The organism is Streptomyces sp. NPDC094032 (genome assembly GCF_040303965.1).
Classification (GTDB): domain Bacteria; phylum Actinomycetota; class Actinomycetes; order Streptomycetales; family Streptomycetaceae; genus Streptomyces.
Genome location: NZ_JBEOUE010000013.1, coordinates 23,995 through 38,995, shown reverse-complemented (window position 1 = coordinate 38,995; position 15,001 = coordinate 23,995). Strand labels below are relative to the sequence as shown.

The 15,001-nt window shown below is 74.7% G+C and carries 15 protein-coding genes; 8 read left to right on the top strand and 7 right to left on the bottom strand.

The genetic code is table 11. The features are described from left to right. Positions 1-80 precede the first annotated feature (80 nt). Together ABTZ54_RS19580 and ABTZ54_RS19575 are read left to right on the top strand one after the other, a co-directional pair. Complete coding sequence (locus tag ABTZ54_RS19580; protein WP_351664765.1) at positions 81-992, top strand: pseudouridine-5'-phosphate glycosidase; 912 nt, start codon at positions 81-83, stop codon at positions 990-992. Next, a complete protein-coding gene (locus tag ABTZ54_RS19575; protein ID WP_351664763.1) occupies positions 989-1,879 on the top strand; it encodes a carbohydrate kinase family protein in 891 nt (296 codons plus the stop codon). Before ABTZ54_RS19580 ends, ABTZ54_RS19575 begins: the two co-directional genes overlap by 4 nt. A 7-nt stretch (positions 1,880-1,886) precedes the next feature. Here ABTZ54_RS19575 and ABTZ54_RS19570 read toward each other — a convergent pair whose 3' ends face one another. Continuing rightward, positions 1,887-2,534 (bottom strand): nucleoside/nucleotide kinase family protein, encoded by a 648-nt coding sequence (locus ABTZ54_RS19570; protein WP_351664761.1) that lies wholly within the window; start codon positions 2,532-2,534, stop codon positions 1,887-1,889. A 58-nt stretch (positions 2,535-2,592) separates the two neighbouring features. Here ABTZ54_RS19570 and ABTZ54_RS19565 point away from each other — a divergent pair, with 58 nt between their 5' ends. Together ABTZ54_RS19565 and ABTZ54_RS19560 are read left to right on the top strand one after the other, a co-directional pair. Further along, complete coding sequence (locus ABTZ54_RS19565; protein WP_351664759.1) at positions 2,593-3,384, top strand: SDR family NAD(P)-dependent oxidoreductase; 792 nt, start codon at positions 2,593-2,595, stop codon at positions 3,382-3,384. A 26-nt stretch (positions 3,385-3,410) separates the two neighbouring features. Then, entirely contained in the window at positions 3,411-3,770 is a 360-nt protein-coding gene (locus ABTZ54_RS19560) for a MerR family transcriptional regulator (RefSeq protein WP_351664757.1), read from the top strand. 56 nt (positions 3,771-3,826) lie between these two features. On the opposite strand, the gene ABTZ54_RS19555 is transcribed toward ABTZ54_RS19560, so the two are convergent. Beyond that, positions 3,827-4,468, bottom strand: coding sequence for a winged helix-turn-helix transcriptional regulator (locus ABTZ54_RS19555; RefSeq protein WP_351664755.1), 642 nt, complete (start codon positions 4,466-4,468; stop codon positions 3,827-3,829). Positions 4,469-4,534: 66 nt separating this feature from the next. Between ABTZ54_RS19555 and ABTZ54_RS19550 the strand changes: the two genes are divergently transcribed. Then, positions 4,535-5,746, top strand: coding sequence for a pyridoxal phosphate-dependent aminotransferase (locus tag ABTZ54_RS19550; protein ID WP_351664753.1), 1,212 nt, complete (start codon positions 4,535-4,537; stop codon positions 5,744-5,746). A gap of 433 nt (positions 5,747-6,179) precedes the next feature. Here ABTZ54_RS19550 and ABTZ54_RS19545 read toward each other — a convergent pair whose 3' ends face one another. Continuing rightward, positions 6,180-6,914, bottom strand: a complete 735-nt coding sequence (locus ABTZ54_RS19545; protein ID WP_351664751.1) for a DUF7873 family protein — start codon at positions 6,912-6,914, stop codon at positions 6,180-6,182. A gap of 114 nt (positions 6,915-7,028) precedes the next feature. Here ABTZ54_RS19545 and kilB point away from each other — a divergent pair, with 114 nt between their 5' ends. Together kilB and ABTZ54_RS19535 are read left to right on the top strand one after the other, a co-directional pair. After that, on the top strand, positions 7,029-7,487 hold the full coding sequence (kilB, locus tag ABTZ54_RS19540; protein ID WP_351664749.1) for a plasmid transfer protein KilB: 459 nt from the start codon (positions 7,029-7,031) through the stop codon (positions 7,485-7,487). A gap of 59 nt (positions 7,488-7,546) precedes the next feature. Continuing rightward, entirely contained in the window at positions 7,547-8,206 is a 660-nt protein-coding gene (locus ABTZ54_RS19535; RefSeq protein ID WP_351664747.1) for a DUF2293 domain-containing protein, read from the top strand. Between the two features lie 23 nt (positions 8,207-8,229). Here ABTZ54_RS19535 and ABTZ54_RS19530 read toward each other — a convergent pair whose 3' ends face one another. Then, the gene (locus ABTZ54_RS19530) at positions 8,230-8,994 is read right to left on the bottom strand and encodes a chaplin (protein WP_351664745.1); all 765 of its coding nucleotides are present in this window, start codon (positions 8,992-8,994) and stop codon (positions 8,230-8,232) included. A gap of 622 nt (positions 8,995-9,616) precedes the next feature. On the opposite strand from ABTZ54_RS19530, the gene ABTZ54_RS19525 reads away from it, so the two are divergent. Then, positions 9,617-10,984 carry a CDP-glycerol glycerophosphotransferase family protein gene (locus ABTZ54_RS19525; protein WP_351664743.1) on the top strand — a complete coding sequence of 456 codons (1,368 nt, stop codon included), beginning with the start codon at positions 9,617-9,619 and terminating at the stop codon, positions 10,982-10,984. Here ABTZ54_RS19525 and ABTZ54_RS19520 read toward each other — a convergent pair. From ABTZ54_RS19520 to ABTZ54_RS19510, 3 genes are read right to left on the bottom strand one after another with little or no spacing between them, the layout of a single operon-like run. Next, the gene (locus ABTZ54_RS19520) at positions 10,981-13,203 is read right to left on the bottom strand and encodes a tetratricopeptide repeat protein (protein WP_351664741.1); all 2,223 of its coding nucleotides are present in this window, start codon (positions 13,201-13,203) and stop codon (positions 10,981-10,983) included. The genes ABTZ54_RS19525 and ABTZ54_RS19520 overlap by 4 nt on opposite strands. A gap of 14 nt (positions 13,204-13,217) precedes the next feature. Continuing rightward, entirely contained in the window at positions 13,218-13,670 is a 453-nt protein-coding gene (locus ABTZ54_RS19515; RefSeq protein ID WP_351664739.1) for a hypothetical protein, read from the bottom strand. A 49-nt stretch (positions 13,671-13,719) separates the two neighbouring features. Then, positions 13,720-14,991, bottom strand: a complete 1,272-nt coding sequence (locus ABTZ54_RS19510; RefSeq protein ID WP_351665080.1) for an SWIM zinc finger family protein — start codon at positions 14,989-14,991, stop codon at positions 13,720-13,722. Positions 14,992-15,001 lie beyond the last annotated feature (10 nt).

Genomic DNA, 15,001 nt, shown 5'->3' with positions numbered 1-15,001 from the left:
AGCGTCGCCCGCGCGTGACGCTGGTGGCCGATGGACGCCACCGAGGTTTGCGGGGCTCGCGGTTGCGTCAGAGATCCCCCATGTCCACACAGGTGTCCGAGGAGGTACGGGAGGCGCTCCACGAGCGGCGTCCCGTCGTCGCGCTGGAGTCGACGATCATCGCGCACGGTCTGCCACGCCCGCGCAACCTGGCCGTGGCCAGGGAGCTGGAGGCGCTGGTCCGGGCGGGCGGGGCCGTCCCCGCCACCATCGCGGTGCTCGACGGCACCGCCCGGGTGGGCCTGGACGAGGCCGGGCTGACCAGGATCGCCGAGGACCCGTCGGTGCGGAAGCTGGGGCACCGCGACCTGGCGCCCGCGCTGGCGACCGGGGCGACGGGCGCGACGACCGTCTCGGGGACCGCCTGGCTCGCGGACTCCGTGGGCATCCGGGTCTTCGCCACCGGCGGGCTCGGCGGGGTCCACCGGGAGTGGGCCGAGACCCAGGACGAGTCCGCCGACCTGCGGCTGCTCGCCCGGGTCGGGGTCACGGTGGTGTGCGCGGGGGTCAAGTCGATCCTGGACGTGCCGGCCACGCTCCAGCGCCTGGAGACGCTCGGGGTGACCGTCGTCGGCTACGGGACGGACCGCTTCCCCGGCTTCTACCTCTCCTCGTCGGGCGAACCGGTCGACTGGACCCTGCGCACCCCGCACGAGGTGGCGGAGGTGATACGCGCCCAGGACGGACTCGGCGGCCCCCGGGCGGCGCTGATCGTCGCCAATCCGGTGCCGCGCGAGGACCAGCTCGACCCGGCGCTGCACGACCGGGTGCTGGCGCGGGGGCTGGCGGCGGCGAAGGAGAAGGGCGTCACGGGGCAGGCGGTGACCCCGTTCCTCCTCGACCATCTGACCACGCACACCGAAGGTGCGTCCCTGGAGGCCAACCTCGCGGCGGTACGGGGCAATGTGCGTCTCGCGGCACGGATCGCGGCGGCCTACCGGGGGCGCCCGTGACCGGCCCCGCCGGGCTCCTGGTCGTCGGCGACGTCGTCACGGACGTGATCGCCCGGCACCACAAGCCCCTGGCGGCCGCGACCGACACCCCGGCGCGGATCCGGACGCTCCCCGGCGGCGCGGGGGCGAACGTGGCCTGCTGGGCGGCGCGTTCGGGCTGCGCGGACGTGCGCCTCCTGGGGCGGGTGGGCACCGACTCCGCCTCCTGGCACGAGCGGGAGCTGCGCCGCGCGGGCGTACGGCCGCTGCTCGCGCCGGACCCGGACGCGCCGACCGCGTCGGTGATCGCCCTGGTGGGGCCCGACGCGGAGCGCACGTTCCTCACGGACAGCGGGGCCTCGCTGCGGCTGGCGCCCGAGGACTGGTCGCCCGCCCTGCTCGACGGGGTCGCCCGGGTGCACCTGTCCGGGTACCTGTTCTTCGCCGGGCCGAGCCGCGCGACGGCCGTACGGGTCCTGCGCGACGCGCGCGCGGCGGGTGTCCCGGTGAGCGTCGACCCGGCGTCGGCGGGCTTCCTGACGGAGCTGGGCACGGAACGCTTCCTCGACGCCGTGGACGGCGCGCAGTGCCTGCTGCCCAACGCCGACGAGGCCCGGCTGCTCACCGGCCGCCCGAGCGCGGACGAGGCCGCCGCCGCCCTCAGTCACCGCTTCCCGCTGGTCGCGGTCACCCTGGGCGGCGAGGGCGCCGTCCTCGCCGTGGAGGGCCGGGTGGCGGCCCGGGTGACGGCGCCGCCGGTCCGCGCGGTCGACTCCACCGGCGCCGGCGACGCCTTCACGGGCGCCTTCCTGGCCGCCCTCCTGACCGGCGCGACCCCGACGACGGCAGCCGGAGCGGGCTGCCGCGCGGGGGCGGAGGCCGTCACCAAGGTGGGCGGGCGCCCCTAGGGCGTGCCTAGGGCGTGTCTGGGGCGTCCCCGAAGCCGGTCCAGGCCGGGCGGCGCGGGTCGTCGGCGCGCACGACGGCGTCGGCGACGTCGGCCGGGCCGACCTCGTGCTCGTACCGCTCGAAGGCGGGGAGGGCCCAGGGCTCCTCCGTGCGGCGGGCGAGGGCGGCGGGCGAGAGGCGCAGGTGCACCGTCAGGTCGAAGGGGAACCAGTGCCCGAGCAGGAAGGGCCCGTGCAGGACCAGGACGCCGCCGGGGGCCAGCGGTACGGCGGGGCTGCGGGTCGCGCGGTCGGTGGCCGGGTCCCACAGGTCGGGCAGCACCCGGCCGCTGCCGCCCGGTTCCAGCGGCCCGAAGACCTCCCGCCACAGCGCCCCGGTGTCGAACCAGCCTCCGTAGTAGGCGTCCGGGTCCTGCTTGCCGTACTCGAAGCGCAGGGAGGCCGGTCGCAGGAAGCCGCCCGTTCCGACCACGAGCACGGACCGTCCGCGCAGCCGCAGCGCGTCGGCGACCCGCCCGGCCAGCTCCGCGCCCGGCGCGGCGGGGGCGCCGTCGATCCCCACCTTGAGCCAACCGCCGTCGGCGGGCCCGGCCCCGTCGACCCGGTCGGCCACCGCGTCGGCGAGCCGCTCCCAGCTGATCGCTTCGTATCGCATCCGTCCCATCCTGCCGTGCTTGACCTTGTCATTGGCGGCAGGGTTCGAGGATCGCCCCATGGACGACAGCGAGCAGCGATACAGCCCAGACAGCCCAACCAGCACCGACGGCACCTCCCGGGTCGTCGTGGTCACCGGGGCCGGGACGGGGATCGGAAGGGCCACGGCGCGCGCCTTCGCGCGCGAGGGGGCGACGGTGCTCGCCGTGGGGCGCAGGCGGGAGCCGCTCGCGGAGGCCGCCGAGGGCTTCCCCGGGATCCGCCCCCTGGTCGCGGACATCACGGCGGAGGGCGCGCCCGAGGAGATCGTCGCGGCGGCGGTCGACGGGTACGGGCGGCTCGACGTCCTGGTCAACAACGCCGGGATCGCCGAAGGCGGACCGCTCGGCACGCTCCGCCGCGAGGTGGCCGACCGCCTCCTGGAGACCAATCTCGTCGCCCCGGCCCTGCTCACACAGGCGGCCCTGCCGGCGCTGACGGCCTCCCGGGGAGTCGTCGTCAACGTCACGACCACGATCGGGCAACGCGGCTGGCCCCACAACTCCCTCTATCCGGCGACCAAGAGCGCGCTGGAGACGCTGACCCGGTGCTGGGCCGTGGAGCTGGCCCCACGCGGGGTGCGGGTGGTCGCGGTCGCGCCCGGCGCGATCGAGACGCCGATCGCCGACCACATGGGGCTCTCCCCGGAGCGGCGGAAGGCCCTGCGGGAGTGGCAGTCGGCGCACATCCCCCTGGGCCGGATCGGCCGCCCGGAGGAGGTGGCCTGGGCGATCACGTCGCTGGCCTCGCCGGACGCCGCCTATCTGACGGGCACGGTGCTGCCCGTCGACGGGGGCGCCCTGGTGGCGTGATACGACTGCGCGGGGAGGGGGTGTCCTTGCGCATCGGTGAACTGGCCCGGAGGACCGGGACGACCGCCCGCGCCCTGCGCCACTACGAGCAGGCGGGGCTGATCTCCTCGGCGCGCGCGGCCAACGGCTACCGGGTCTACGAGGAGGGCGCGGCAGTGCGCGTATCCAATATCCGGTACCTGCTGGACGCGGGGTTGACGCTCGACGACGTGGCCGCCTTCGCGTCCTGTCTCGACGGGGACATGCCCGCCGCCCCGCCCTCCCCGCGCGGCCTGGAGATCGCCCGCGAGCGGCTCGCGGTGCTCGACGCGCGCATCGCGGCGCAGACGGAGGCCAGGGATCGCCTCGCCGCCGCTCTGGTACGGAGGGGAGGCGGCGGCGCTTAAGGAAGGTGACGAGGGCCGCATCGGGCTGCTCGGCGCGTAAGAGAGGCGGCGGCGCGTCAGGTGACCGCCCCGCCCGCCCGGGCCGTCTCGACCAGCTCGGCCCGGCCCGCCTCCACGGCGTCGGCGAGCGTCGACTCCCCGTTCGCCAGGGCCCGGCAGGTCTCCGCGTCGGTCACCAGGCGCACCTCGGCGTCGGCGGCCGGCCCGTCGCCGTACTCCGCGCGGCCGTCGGCCCCCGTCCGTACGTGGAACTCCCCCTCGTCGAGGGTGACCTGGACGACCCGCGCCCCCAGCGGCTCCAGGGCGGTCAGGAGCGGGATGGCGAACCAGTGGGCGCGTACGGCGTCCGTCGGCCGGGGCGTTTCGAGGGCGGGCGCACCCCAGGCGGCGAGGGCGCGCAGGACGGGGAGCAGTTCGCGGCCGCGGTCGGTGAGCTCGTACACGTACGCGGAGGCGGGCGGCGGCAGCCGGCGGCGGGTGACGAGCTCGGCGCCCTCCATGTCCTTGAGCCGCCCGGCGAGCATGTCGGTGCTGACGCCCGGGAGATCGGCGTGCAGATCGGTGTAGCGGCGCGGCCCGGCGAGGAGTTCACGGACGATCAGGAGCGTCCAGCGGTCGCCGACGGCGTCGAGGGCGCGGGCTGCGGCGCAGTACTGGTCATAGCTTCGGCGGCGTGGCATGCGACGCAGTCTAGACATGTTGTTGGACTTTCCAAGCTCGAACTTGGTAAAACCAAGCATCAACACTTCTGGGGAGGTCGGCGCATGCAGTTCCGGCAGTCGAGCAAGCTGAGCGAGGTCTGCTACGAGATCCGCGGCCCGGTCATCGAGCACGCCAACGCCCTGGAGGAGGCGGGCCACAGCGTCCTGCGCCTCAACACCGGAAACCCCGCGCTCTTCGGCTTCGAGGCGCCGGAGGAGATCGTCCAGGACATGATCCGGATGCTCCCCAAGGCGCACGGCTACACCGACTCGCGCGGCATCCTCTCCGCCCGCCGCGCGGTCGCCCAGCGCTACCAGTCGATGGGCCTGCGGGACGTCGACGTCGACGACGTGTTCCTCGGCAACGGGGTCTCCGAGCTGGTGTCGATGGCCGTCCAGGCGCTCCTGGAGGACGGTGACGAGGTCCTGATCCCGGCCCCCGACTTCCCCCTGTGGACGGCGGTCACGACCCTCGCGGGCGGCAAGGCCGTGCACTACCTATGCGACGAGTCCGCGGAGTGGTACCCGGACCTCGACGACATGGCCTCGAAGATCACCGACCGGACCCGCGCCGTCGTGATCATCAATCCGAACAACCCCACGGGCGCGGTGTATCCGAAGGAGATCGTCGAGGGCATCCTCGATCTCGCCCGCCGGCACGGCCTGATGGTCTTCGCCGACGAGATCTACGACCAGATCGTCTACGACGACGCCGTGCACTACCCGGCCGCCTCCCTCGCCTCCGACTTGGTCGTCCTCACCTTCGGCGGCCTGTCGAAGACGTACCGGGTGGCGGGATTCCGCTCCGGCTGGCTGGTCGTCACCGGCCCCAGGGAGCACGCCAGGAACTACCTGGAGGGCCTGACGATGCTGGCCTCCATGCGGCTCTGCCCCAACGCGCCCGCGCAGTACGCCATCCAGGCGGCGCTGGGCGGCCGGCAGTCGATCCATGAGCTGACCGCCCCCGGCGGACGCCTGTACGAACAGCGCGACCGCGCCTGGGAGAAGCTGAACGAGATCCCCGGCGTCTCCTGCGTCAAGCCGAAGGGCGCGCTCTACGCCTTCCCGCGACTGGATCCGGCCATCCACAAGATCCACGACGACGAGAGGTTCGTGCTCGACCTCCTCCTCAGGGAGAAGATCCAGGTCGTGCAGGGCACCGGCTTCAACTGGCCGCGCCCGGACCACTTCCGCATCCTGACGCTGCCGTACGCGGACGACCTCGACGCCGCCATCAGCCGCATCGGACGCTTCCTCGGCGGCTATCGGCAGTAGCGGCCGGGGCGGGGGCGACCGGGGCGGGGCCGCCCGGGGCCGGAAACGGCGGCGGGTCCGAGGGCGTAGCCTGCCCCCGGACCCTGTCGATGCCGCTCCTCTTCACACGCCGGCGCAGTTGAGGACCCGGGTCAATCGTCATTGCGTCGCGTCCTGCCATTGGACCACCGCCGATCGAAGCTCGGCGGACCAGATTCGAACTGGCATTTCGACGCACCTGGGCCCGGGCCCGGTCGATCCGGCGATGAGCGGCGCATGCTGAGTCTGGAGCAATAGTCTGAGTTTGAACGCGATCCGGATCAGAAGTGCTCTGGTGATCCGGGCCGCGCATTCACGACAAGGCTCAGCTTCAGCTTTGCGCTCCTCGCGCACCCCGACCGCGGCTCGCGGCCGGGGAGTTCATGGTGAGGGCGGCGGTGCCGCCCTCGGACGGCTACCCGAAGAGGTAGCCGAAGACCGCGTCGCCGACGCGCTGGTCGGTGATCTCGGCGCCGTTCGCCTCCTCGCGGGCGAACTTCACCGCCTGCTGGACCTTCTCGACCCGCTCGACCAGCTCGTTCACCCGCCGGGCGGGCAGCGCGCCGGAGAACTTCACGGTCGTCCAGTACCCCACCGGGACGTCCTCGTAGTACACCTCGACCTGCGCCGGGTGCTTCTCCGTCGCCTCCGCCTTGACGTGGTTGCGCGGCACCTTCCTCGTACGCACCGTGCGGACCGGCTCGGTCTTCCACGCGTCCGTCGAGGGGTCCTGCGTCCATGACTCGGCGGCGTCGAGGACCGGCAGCTTGCGGACGAAGGTCAGGATGTCCGCCAACTGCTTCTCCAGGAAGAGCAGATACGCGACCGGAACCCCGGCCACCAGCACCCGTCCGTCGACCGTGACGTCGGCGCGGGCCTCGCAGTTCGCCCAGTCCTTGGTGGCGGTGACGTCGAAGAGGCGGGTCAGCGTCCGCGCGGTGTCGCGGAGCACGTCCTCGGCCTTGACCTGCACCAGCGTCGACTCGGGCGGCAACTGCTCGCCCTCCTCGTCCTTCGGCTGGTACGTACGGGCGATGCCCGCGAGCAGCGCCGGCTTCTGCAGTCCGTGGTGGGCGGTGGTCAGGTCCTGATGCGCCCGGGACTTGACGCCTTTCTCTACTGCGATGATCTGATTGAGTTTCGTTGCCACGTGACCGACCCTAGGGGGCGGCGCCCGGCGAATCGAACTGTTTTTCCTGCCGGTTGATCGCGCGTGCTGACGGTGCGTCGGGGGCGCGTCGAGGACACGAGGAGCGAATCCGTCATGGATGCGGCGCTGATAGCCGTCGTCGGAACCCTGCTGGGTGTGATCGCCACCCACTGGTTCCAGGGCCGGGCCACCGAGCGGACGGCGGCCCTGGCCAGGACCGAACAGCTGCGGCAGGAACGGATCGCGACCTACAGCGCGTTCGCGGGCGCGGTCGTCGACTACCGGCACAGCCAGAACGACCGCTGGTTCCGGGCCAGGCTGGAACCGGGTTCCGAGGAGGCGGAGGAGTCCCGGCACGCCTCCTACCGGCAGCGCACCGTCGCCCGCCAGGCCCTCTTCCGGGTCCAGCTGGTCTGCGACGACCCGCGGACCCGCGAACTCGCCGAGTCCGCCTTCGAGGTGACCCACTGCATGCACGAGGCGACGGACGACGGCGACCGGACCCGGCGCTCGGAGCTGGCCAAGGAGGCCCTGGCCCGGTTCGTCTCGGCGGCGGCGCCCGGGGTGCGCTGAGCCCGCGCCGGCGCGTGACGCCGGGCGTCGGGGGCGGCCCGTACGGGTAGGACGACCGTGTGGATCTCGTCGCCCCCGTCGTGGTCGAACCGCTCAAGCGACGCCGCTGCTCGGAGTGCCGTCAGGGGCCGCTGGAGCGCGTGGTCGTCGAGTTCAACGCCATCGTCTGCCTGGACTGCGCCGACCTCGGCCACCTCGTCTTCCTGCGCCGCGGCGACACCGCGCTCACCCGCCGGGCCCGCGAGGGCAGTGCGCTGTGGGCGGTGGTGGTACGGCACAACAGGCGCCGTACCCGGTACGAACGCCAGGGCCTGCTCGTCGAGGAGCCGGCGCTGCGGCGCGCGGAGGCCGCCTGCCTCGCGGACGGCGAGGCGCGGGCGCGGCGCCGGGCGCGGGAGGCGGAGCGCCGGGCGGGGCGGGACGCGGCGATCACGGCGGCCCTGGAGGCGGAGATCCTGCGCCTCTTCCCGAGCTGCCCGGCCGACCGCGCGTCGGAGATAGCCGGGCACGCCGCGGCGAAGGGCAGCGGCCGGGTGGGACGCACGGCCGCCGGCCGGTCACTGGACCGGGGCGCGGTCACGGCCGCGGTGCGGGCCGCGGTGCGGCACATCGACACCGACTACGACTCGCTGCTGATGACCGGGGTCCCCCGCCACCAGGCCCGGACGAGGGTCGCACCCGCCATCGAGGCGGTGCTCCGGGCCTGGCGTACCGGCTGACGGGGACGCGGGTGGCGTCCTGATCAGCCCCGGTCGCTCGCGCGGCGGGCCCTGCGGTACATCAGCGTGCCGCCGAGGAGCAGGGCGGCGCCGGCCGGGACGGCGAGGCCCACCGCGTCCGAGCCGGTGCTGGCGAGCTGGACCGAGCTCGACTGCGGGGCCGGCGCGGGCACGGGCGGCTGCTCGTCGGCGCCCGGGGCGGGCGGCACCTCGCGGACCGGGGTGTGCGGGCGCGGCGGGGGGTGCTCGTCGCAGGGCTGCTCGGCGGGGCCGTTGACCGAGGTGTTGCCGATGGCCGGGTTGCCGATGCCGACGACGTTCAGCGAGTTGCCGCTGAGGTTGACCGGGAGGTCGACCGGGAGCTGCAGCCCGTTGCCGGACAGCACGCCGGGCGAGCCTTCGGCGCGGCCCTCGGCCGTGGCGCCACCGCCGTTGGACGAGCCGCCCGAGCGGCCTCCGTTGTCGGAGGATCCGGCGCGCGGGGTACCCGGCAGGTCCTTGTGGGTGGGGCCGCGGTCCTCGGAGCCGTACCCCTCGGGCTCCGAGGAGCGGTTCGCACAGGCGTTGCCGGCCGCCGGGTTGAGCAGCCCGACGACGTTGACGGTGTTCCCGCAGAGGTTGACGGGAACGTGCACCGGCAGCTGAACGGCGTTGCCGGAGCCGACCCCCGGCGAACCGACGGCGGCACCCTGGGCCGCGGAGTCGGCGTGGGCGGCGCCCGCCGAGAGCGCGAGCGCGCCACCGGTGACCAACAGTGTGGCCAGACCACTTCGGCGAATCTGCCTCATGGCTTCCTGCCTTCCGGATGTCTTCACGGGCAGTCGCCCGTACCCGAAATAACGCCATCCGTGACGTGCCCGGATCCGAGCGATGACGTGTTTCACCCCATCGAGCGAGTGTGGCGCGGTGGATCATGTTCCGACGTCGGAGGTTCGCTGAGCGTTATCGTGATGCGGGAGGGGGGTGAGGTGACGGTGGGGCTGGAGAGGCTGCGCGTACCGGTGGGACGGGACGCGGTCCGCTGGCGGACCCGGGCGGGCGTCCGCACCGTGCTGTTCGTCGTCCACAACGTCACCTCGGCGACCCGACTGCTCGACGTGCTGCCGCTCTTCGACGACGCCCCGGACGTGCAGGCCCTGGCCACGTGCACGGGTTCCTCGCCGTTCCAGGCGGGCGTTCCGGAGCTGCTCGCGGAGGCGGGACTTCCGGTCGTGCCGTGGGAACAGGCCAAGGAGCTGGCGGCGGACGGCCTTGTCGACCTGGCCGTGACGGCGAGCTACGGCTGTGAACTCCAGGCGTTCCAAGGGAAGTTGACCATCCTCTCACACGGCGCTGGCTACAATAAAAGACTGGCGACACCGGACACCGGACACCGGACACCGGACACCGGACACCGGACACCGGGGGTCGGTGGTCGCGCCTGTCTTCGGTACGGCGCCGGAATGGGTGCTCCACGAGGGCCGGCCGCTCGCCACGGCGACGGTGCTGTCCCATCCCGAGCAGCTCGACCGGCTCCGGCGGGACTGCCCCGAAGCCGCCGGGACCGCCGTCCTCGCCGGTGATCCCTGCTTCGACCGGATGCTCGCGCTCCGCCACCGACGCCCCGCGCTGCGCCGCGCGTTCGGCGTGGACGACGGGCGGCGGCTCGTCGTCCTGAACTCCACCTGGGGCCCGTCCTCACTCGTCGGCGCGGACGCGTTCCCGGCCCTGCTGCGGGAGTTGACCGAGACGCTGCCCACGGACGAGTACCGGCTGTGCGCGGTGCTCCACCCCAACATCTGGTACGGGCACGGGCCCGGCCAGGTCCGCAGATGGCTGCGCCGGGCGGAGGACTCCGGGCTCACGCTCGTCGACCCCCTCGGGCCCTGGCGGCAGGCGGTCGCCGCGGCCGACTGCGTGCTCGGCGACCACGGCTCCGTCACCTTCTACGCCGCCGCGCTCGGACTCCCCGTTCTGCTCGGCGCGTTCGCGCACGAGGACCTGGACCCCGCGTCACCGGTCGCCGCGCTCGGACGGACCGCCCCGCGCCTGCGCCCCGGCGTGCCGCTGCGCGCGCAGTTGGAGGCGGTGATCGACGGCCATGTGCCGGGGCGGTACGACGGGTTCGCGGCGGCCGCGAGCTCCGACCCGGGCGGGTCCGCGCGGCTGCTGCGGACGCTGTTCCACTCGCTGCTGCGGCTGCCCGAGCCCGCGCGCCCAGCACGGCTCGACCCGCTGCCGACACCGGAGGGCCTCGGGCCGCCGCCCGTCACCGTCCCCGTCCGGGTCCTCACCTCGGTCCTCGCGGCCGGGTCCGACGGGTCGCCGGAGATCACCGTCACCCGTTACGCCGACCCCGCCACGGAACCGGACACCCCCGACGCCGAGGACGCGCACACGGCCGTGGACGAGACGACCGCCGACGCCGGGCGGCTCGCCCTCGCCGACGTGGTCGTCGACCGCACCCGGAACGGCGACCCGGCGGGCCCCCGCGCGACCGAGCTGCTGCGGCAGCACCCGTACGCCGGCCTGGTGGCCGTACGGACGGGGCCGGGGAGCTACCTGGTGCGGGCGCCAGACGGGACCGCGCTCGAACTGACCGCGCTCCCCCGCCCGGACGGCTTCACCGACCCGTGCGACCCGGCCGTGTACGCCTCCGCCACCCACGCCTGGCGGACCGCCGGCCACCCACTCACCGCACTGGCGACCGCCGGGACGCTGGTCGTGGTGACCGGGGCGGTGCGACACCGGGTCGCGGTGCGGGCGGTGGCGGAGGGGGCGGCTGGCCGCACCGGCTAGGTCGCGTCTTGCTGCTCGGGCGGGTCCTGGTCTTCGGGCGGGTCCTGTTGCTCGGGCAGGTCCTGGCCTTCGACGGCGTCCTGCCCCTCGGCCGCACCCTGCCCCTCCGCCGCGTCCTGGCCAATGGCGTCCCGCTCTGCGCGCAGGGCCGCCGCCTCGGGAGAGCCCAGGCGTTCGTACCGCTCAATCGCCTCCGTCAGGAAGCCGCGTCGCTCCGCCGGTGTGGCCGCCGCCTTCGCGCGCAGCGCGGCGATGTCCGCCTCCTGGACCGGGACCTCCTGACTGGCCATCCGTTCGGCCGCCTCGGTGAGCAGGGCGGCGGCACGCTCGCGGTCCCCGGCGGCGAGCGCGGCCTCGCCGAGGCTGGTCAGGACGCGGGCCTCGTTGTACGGGTCGGGGAGCCCAACCATGAGCGAGCGCGCCCGCTCCAGGGTGTCGGCGGCGTCGGCGTGCCGCCCCTGGCCGGAGAGGGCGCGGCCCAGGTGGTGCACGAGCAGGGCCTGGGCGCGGGGGTCCTCGGCGAGGTCCTGGGCTGCGCGGAAGGAGTCGGCGGCGTCCGTGAACCGGCCCTGGGCGAGCCGTACCAGGCCGAGCGACTCGACGGCCGTCGCCTCGCCCCGGCGATGCCCGCACCGCCGGTCCGCCTCGGCGGCGGACCGGAACGCCGCCTCCGCCTCCTCGTGACGTCCGAGGCGCAGCAGGGCGAAGCCGAGCTGGGCGTGCATCCGGCCCTCGGCCTCGGGGATGTCCGGGCAGGCCGCGGCGGCGCGCACCCCGAGCCGATGGGTGGAGAGCCAGTCCTGGTGGAACCCCTGGCGCAGGAAGAGGCTCCAGAGCGCCTCGCACAACTGCCAGGTGAGGTCGTCGAGTCCGTACTCGTCGGCCGCCCGCACCGCCTCGACCAGGTTCTCGCGCTCGGCGAGCAGCCACTCCGTCGCCTTCTCCGCCTCGTCCTTGGACGGGCGTTCCTGAGGCAGCCGGGCATAGGCGGGGCCCAGGCGCCAGCGGTCGGGAATGACGCACCTGTCGGCGGCGGCGGCCGCGGCCAGGTGGTGGCGCAGCAGCCGCCCGACAGCGGCCGCCGAACGGCCGGGGCCGTCCTCCTGGCCGGCCCGGCGCGCCGCGTCCTCGCGCAGCAGGTCGTGGTAGCGGTAGCGGTCGGGCGCGTACTCCTCCACGAGATGGAGCGAGGCGAGCTCTTCGAGCAGCTCGGCCGCCCGCGCCTCGGGGAGCCCGACGAGCGCGGCGGCGGCCGGGGCGGTCAGGGCGGGCCAGCGGCGCAGTCCGCCGAGCCGGTAGAGACGGGCCGCGTCCGGGCCGAGATCCCGGTACGAGGTGTCGACGGCGGCGGTGACGGGGTCGTGCGCCTCGCCGTCGGGGCCGCCGGTCCGGTCGTGGGCCGCTGCCGATGCCACATCGCGCTCCAACTGCTCCCAGGTGAGATGCGTCCGTACGGCGAGCCGTTCGCCGGCCACGCAGAGGGCGAGCGGCAGGCCGCCGCAGTGCCGGGCGACGGACTCCGCACCGGCGCCGGAGCCGGCCGGTCCGGGTTCGCGGCCGGCGAGCCGGGTGAGCAGGAGGGCCGCGTCGGCCGGGCCGAGCGGCGGCAGGGCCATGTGGTGGGCGCCCACCGCGCCGCTCAGGCCGGAGAGCCTGCGGCGGCTGGTGACGAGGGTGAGCGAGCCGGGGCCGGTGGGCAGCAGCGGGAGGACCTGGGCCACCGAGTGCGCGTTGTCCAGGACGGTGAGGAGACGGCGGTCCGCGGTCAGGGTGCGGAACCAGTCGATCTGCTCCTGCTCCTCGGCCGGCACATACTGCGGGGCGACACCGAGGGCCCGCAGGAAGCGGACCAGGACCGTCGACGGGGCGGCAGCCGTGGCCGTGGCGTCGCCGCGCAGGTCCGCGTGGAGCTGGCCGCCGTCGAAGCGGCCCCGCAGCCGGGCCGCGAAGTGGAGCGCCGTGGCCGACTTGCCGATGCCGCCGGTGCCGGTCAGCACGACCACCCGGGGCGCCGGATTCTCCGCCTCGCCCTCCAGGAGGGCGGTGAGCCGGTCGAGTTCGGCGCGCCGGTCGGTGAAGTGGCGGGTCGGCGCCGGGATTAACCCGGGCTTCTTGGTGCCGGGGAGGATGACCGGGACGACGGCCTCCATCGTCAGCGTGCCGATCCGGCCGGCCTGGACGACCGGCCCATGGACCGTCCCGCCGACTTCGTTGCGCACGACGGGGTCCGGGGTCACGGGCGGGGTCCGCCCTGGTTGCCGATCTGCAGATTCTGGATGGTGGCAGCCTGGATCACGGGACCGTGCTGGACTCCGCCACTGATCGTGTTGGACACCGACGTCACCGCCCCGGCCACCTTCTCGCCTTCCAACTCATCCAGGATCGCCCTCAGCTCACCCGCCGACTCCGGATCCGCGAGCAGACTCCGCCGCATCCGCGCCCGCCACTCGACGTGGGCCTCGGACCTGGCCTCGTCCGCCGTCCCCTCGTCGCCGGACTCCTCGGCGCGCAGCAGGTCCTCGCGGGCCGCTTCGAGCTCCTCGCCGACCGCCTGCTCGTCGGCCCCGGAGCGCGCCGCGAAGAACGCGGCGATCCTGGTCCGCGCGCGCTCCCAGCCGTCGCCCACCATCTGCTGCACCAGGGCGGTCGCGCCCGCCGTCGCCAGTGCCACCAACTCGGCTTCCATCAGGCCCCCTTCACGTCACCACTTCCCGTCGTGCCAGCCTATCGGTCGGTCATCTCCCGAGCAGGGCCGTGACGACACCGACCGGGTCGGCGTCGGGGGTGCCGCGGGGCCACCAGTCCTCGCGGTCGGTGTCCGACTCGTATCCGTACCAGAGTCCGTCGCGGCCGAAGCGGAGCTGGAGGGAGCGGGTGGCGAGCCGGTTGCGCCAGGGCCGGAAGGCGGCGAGGTCGGCGGCGAGGAGGGCGGGTCTGGCCCGGTCGAAGGGCCCGGCGGGCGGGTCCCAGGGCTCTTCGAGTACGGCGAGTCCGGCGGGGCCGCCCTGGCGCCAGGCGGCCACGGCGCGGGCCAGGTCGGTCGGGGTGCGGTCGAGGGCGTAGGACAGGTCCCGGTAGAGGGCCCGGGTGGAGGCGGTGAGTCCGGAGCCGGGGTGCGCGGCGGCCAGCCGTACCGCGTCCTGCCAGGGGGTGAGCGCGGCGACGGGGTCGTGGCCGGTGGTGAGGAAGGCGTGGGCGCGGGCGGCGGCCTCGCCGGCGAGCAGGTCGAGGGCGAGGGGGTCGGGTGCGTCCGGGTCGGCGGGGAAGACCGCGGGACGGCCGGGACGCTCGGGTACGGGGAGCGGCGGGGGCAGCGGCGGGAGGCCGTGCCCTGTGAGCGGGGCGAGCGCGGTGCGCGCGGGGACGGTGGGGAGGGCGGGGGCGGTGGTGCCGCGTTCGGCGGCGGAACGGGCGGCGTTGCGCCGGGTGAGGTCGGCGAGGAGTTCCTGTTCGCCGCGGCCGCGCATGAGGAAGAGGACGAAGGGGTCCTCGTCGAGGAGGCGCGCGGACTGGTAGCAGAGGGCGGCCGCGTGCTTGCAGGGGTAGCCGTCGTCGGGGCAGGAGCAGTCGGGGATGAGGTCACCGGGGGCGGGCAGGAGTCCGGTGACGGCTTCCAGGGCGTGCGGGACGTCCTTGTCGAGGAGGGCGGCGATGTGCTCGGGCCGGGCGGCGGCCTCGTCGAGGAAGCGTTCCCAGTCGTCGTCGCCGAGGGTCCGCAGGCGGATCTCGGTGCGGTACGGGCGCGGCCTGCTGCCGTGCACGTAGGCGACGACCCGGCCGGGGGTGACGGTGATCGCGTCCACGTGGCCGCGCTGGGCGTACGCCTTGCCCCGGGCGAGCCGGGCCCCGTCGAGGGCGGTGTCCTCCAGGGACTGGACCCAGGCGTTGCCCCACCAGGTCGCGGCGAACCGCCCGTCGGGCGCCTGGCGCGGGGCGAGCTGGGGGAAGGTCCTGCGCCGGTCGTCGTGGCGGGGCAGGGCGGGGCGGGCCGGTGCCGTACGGGGCAGCCGCGGGCGG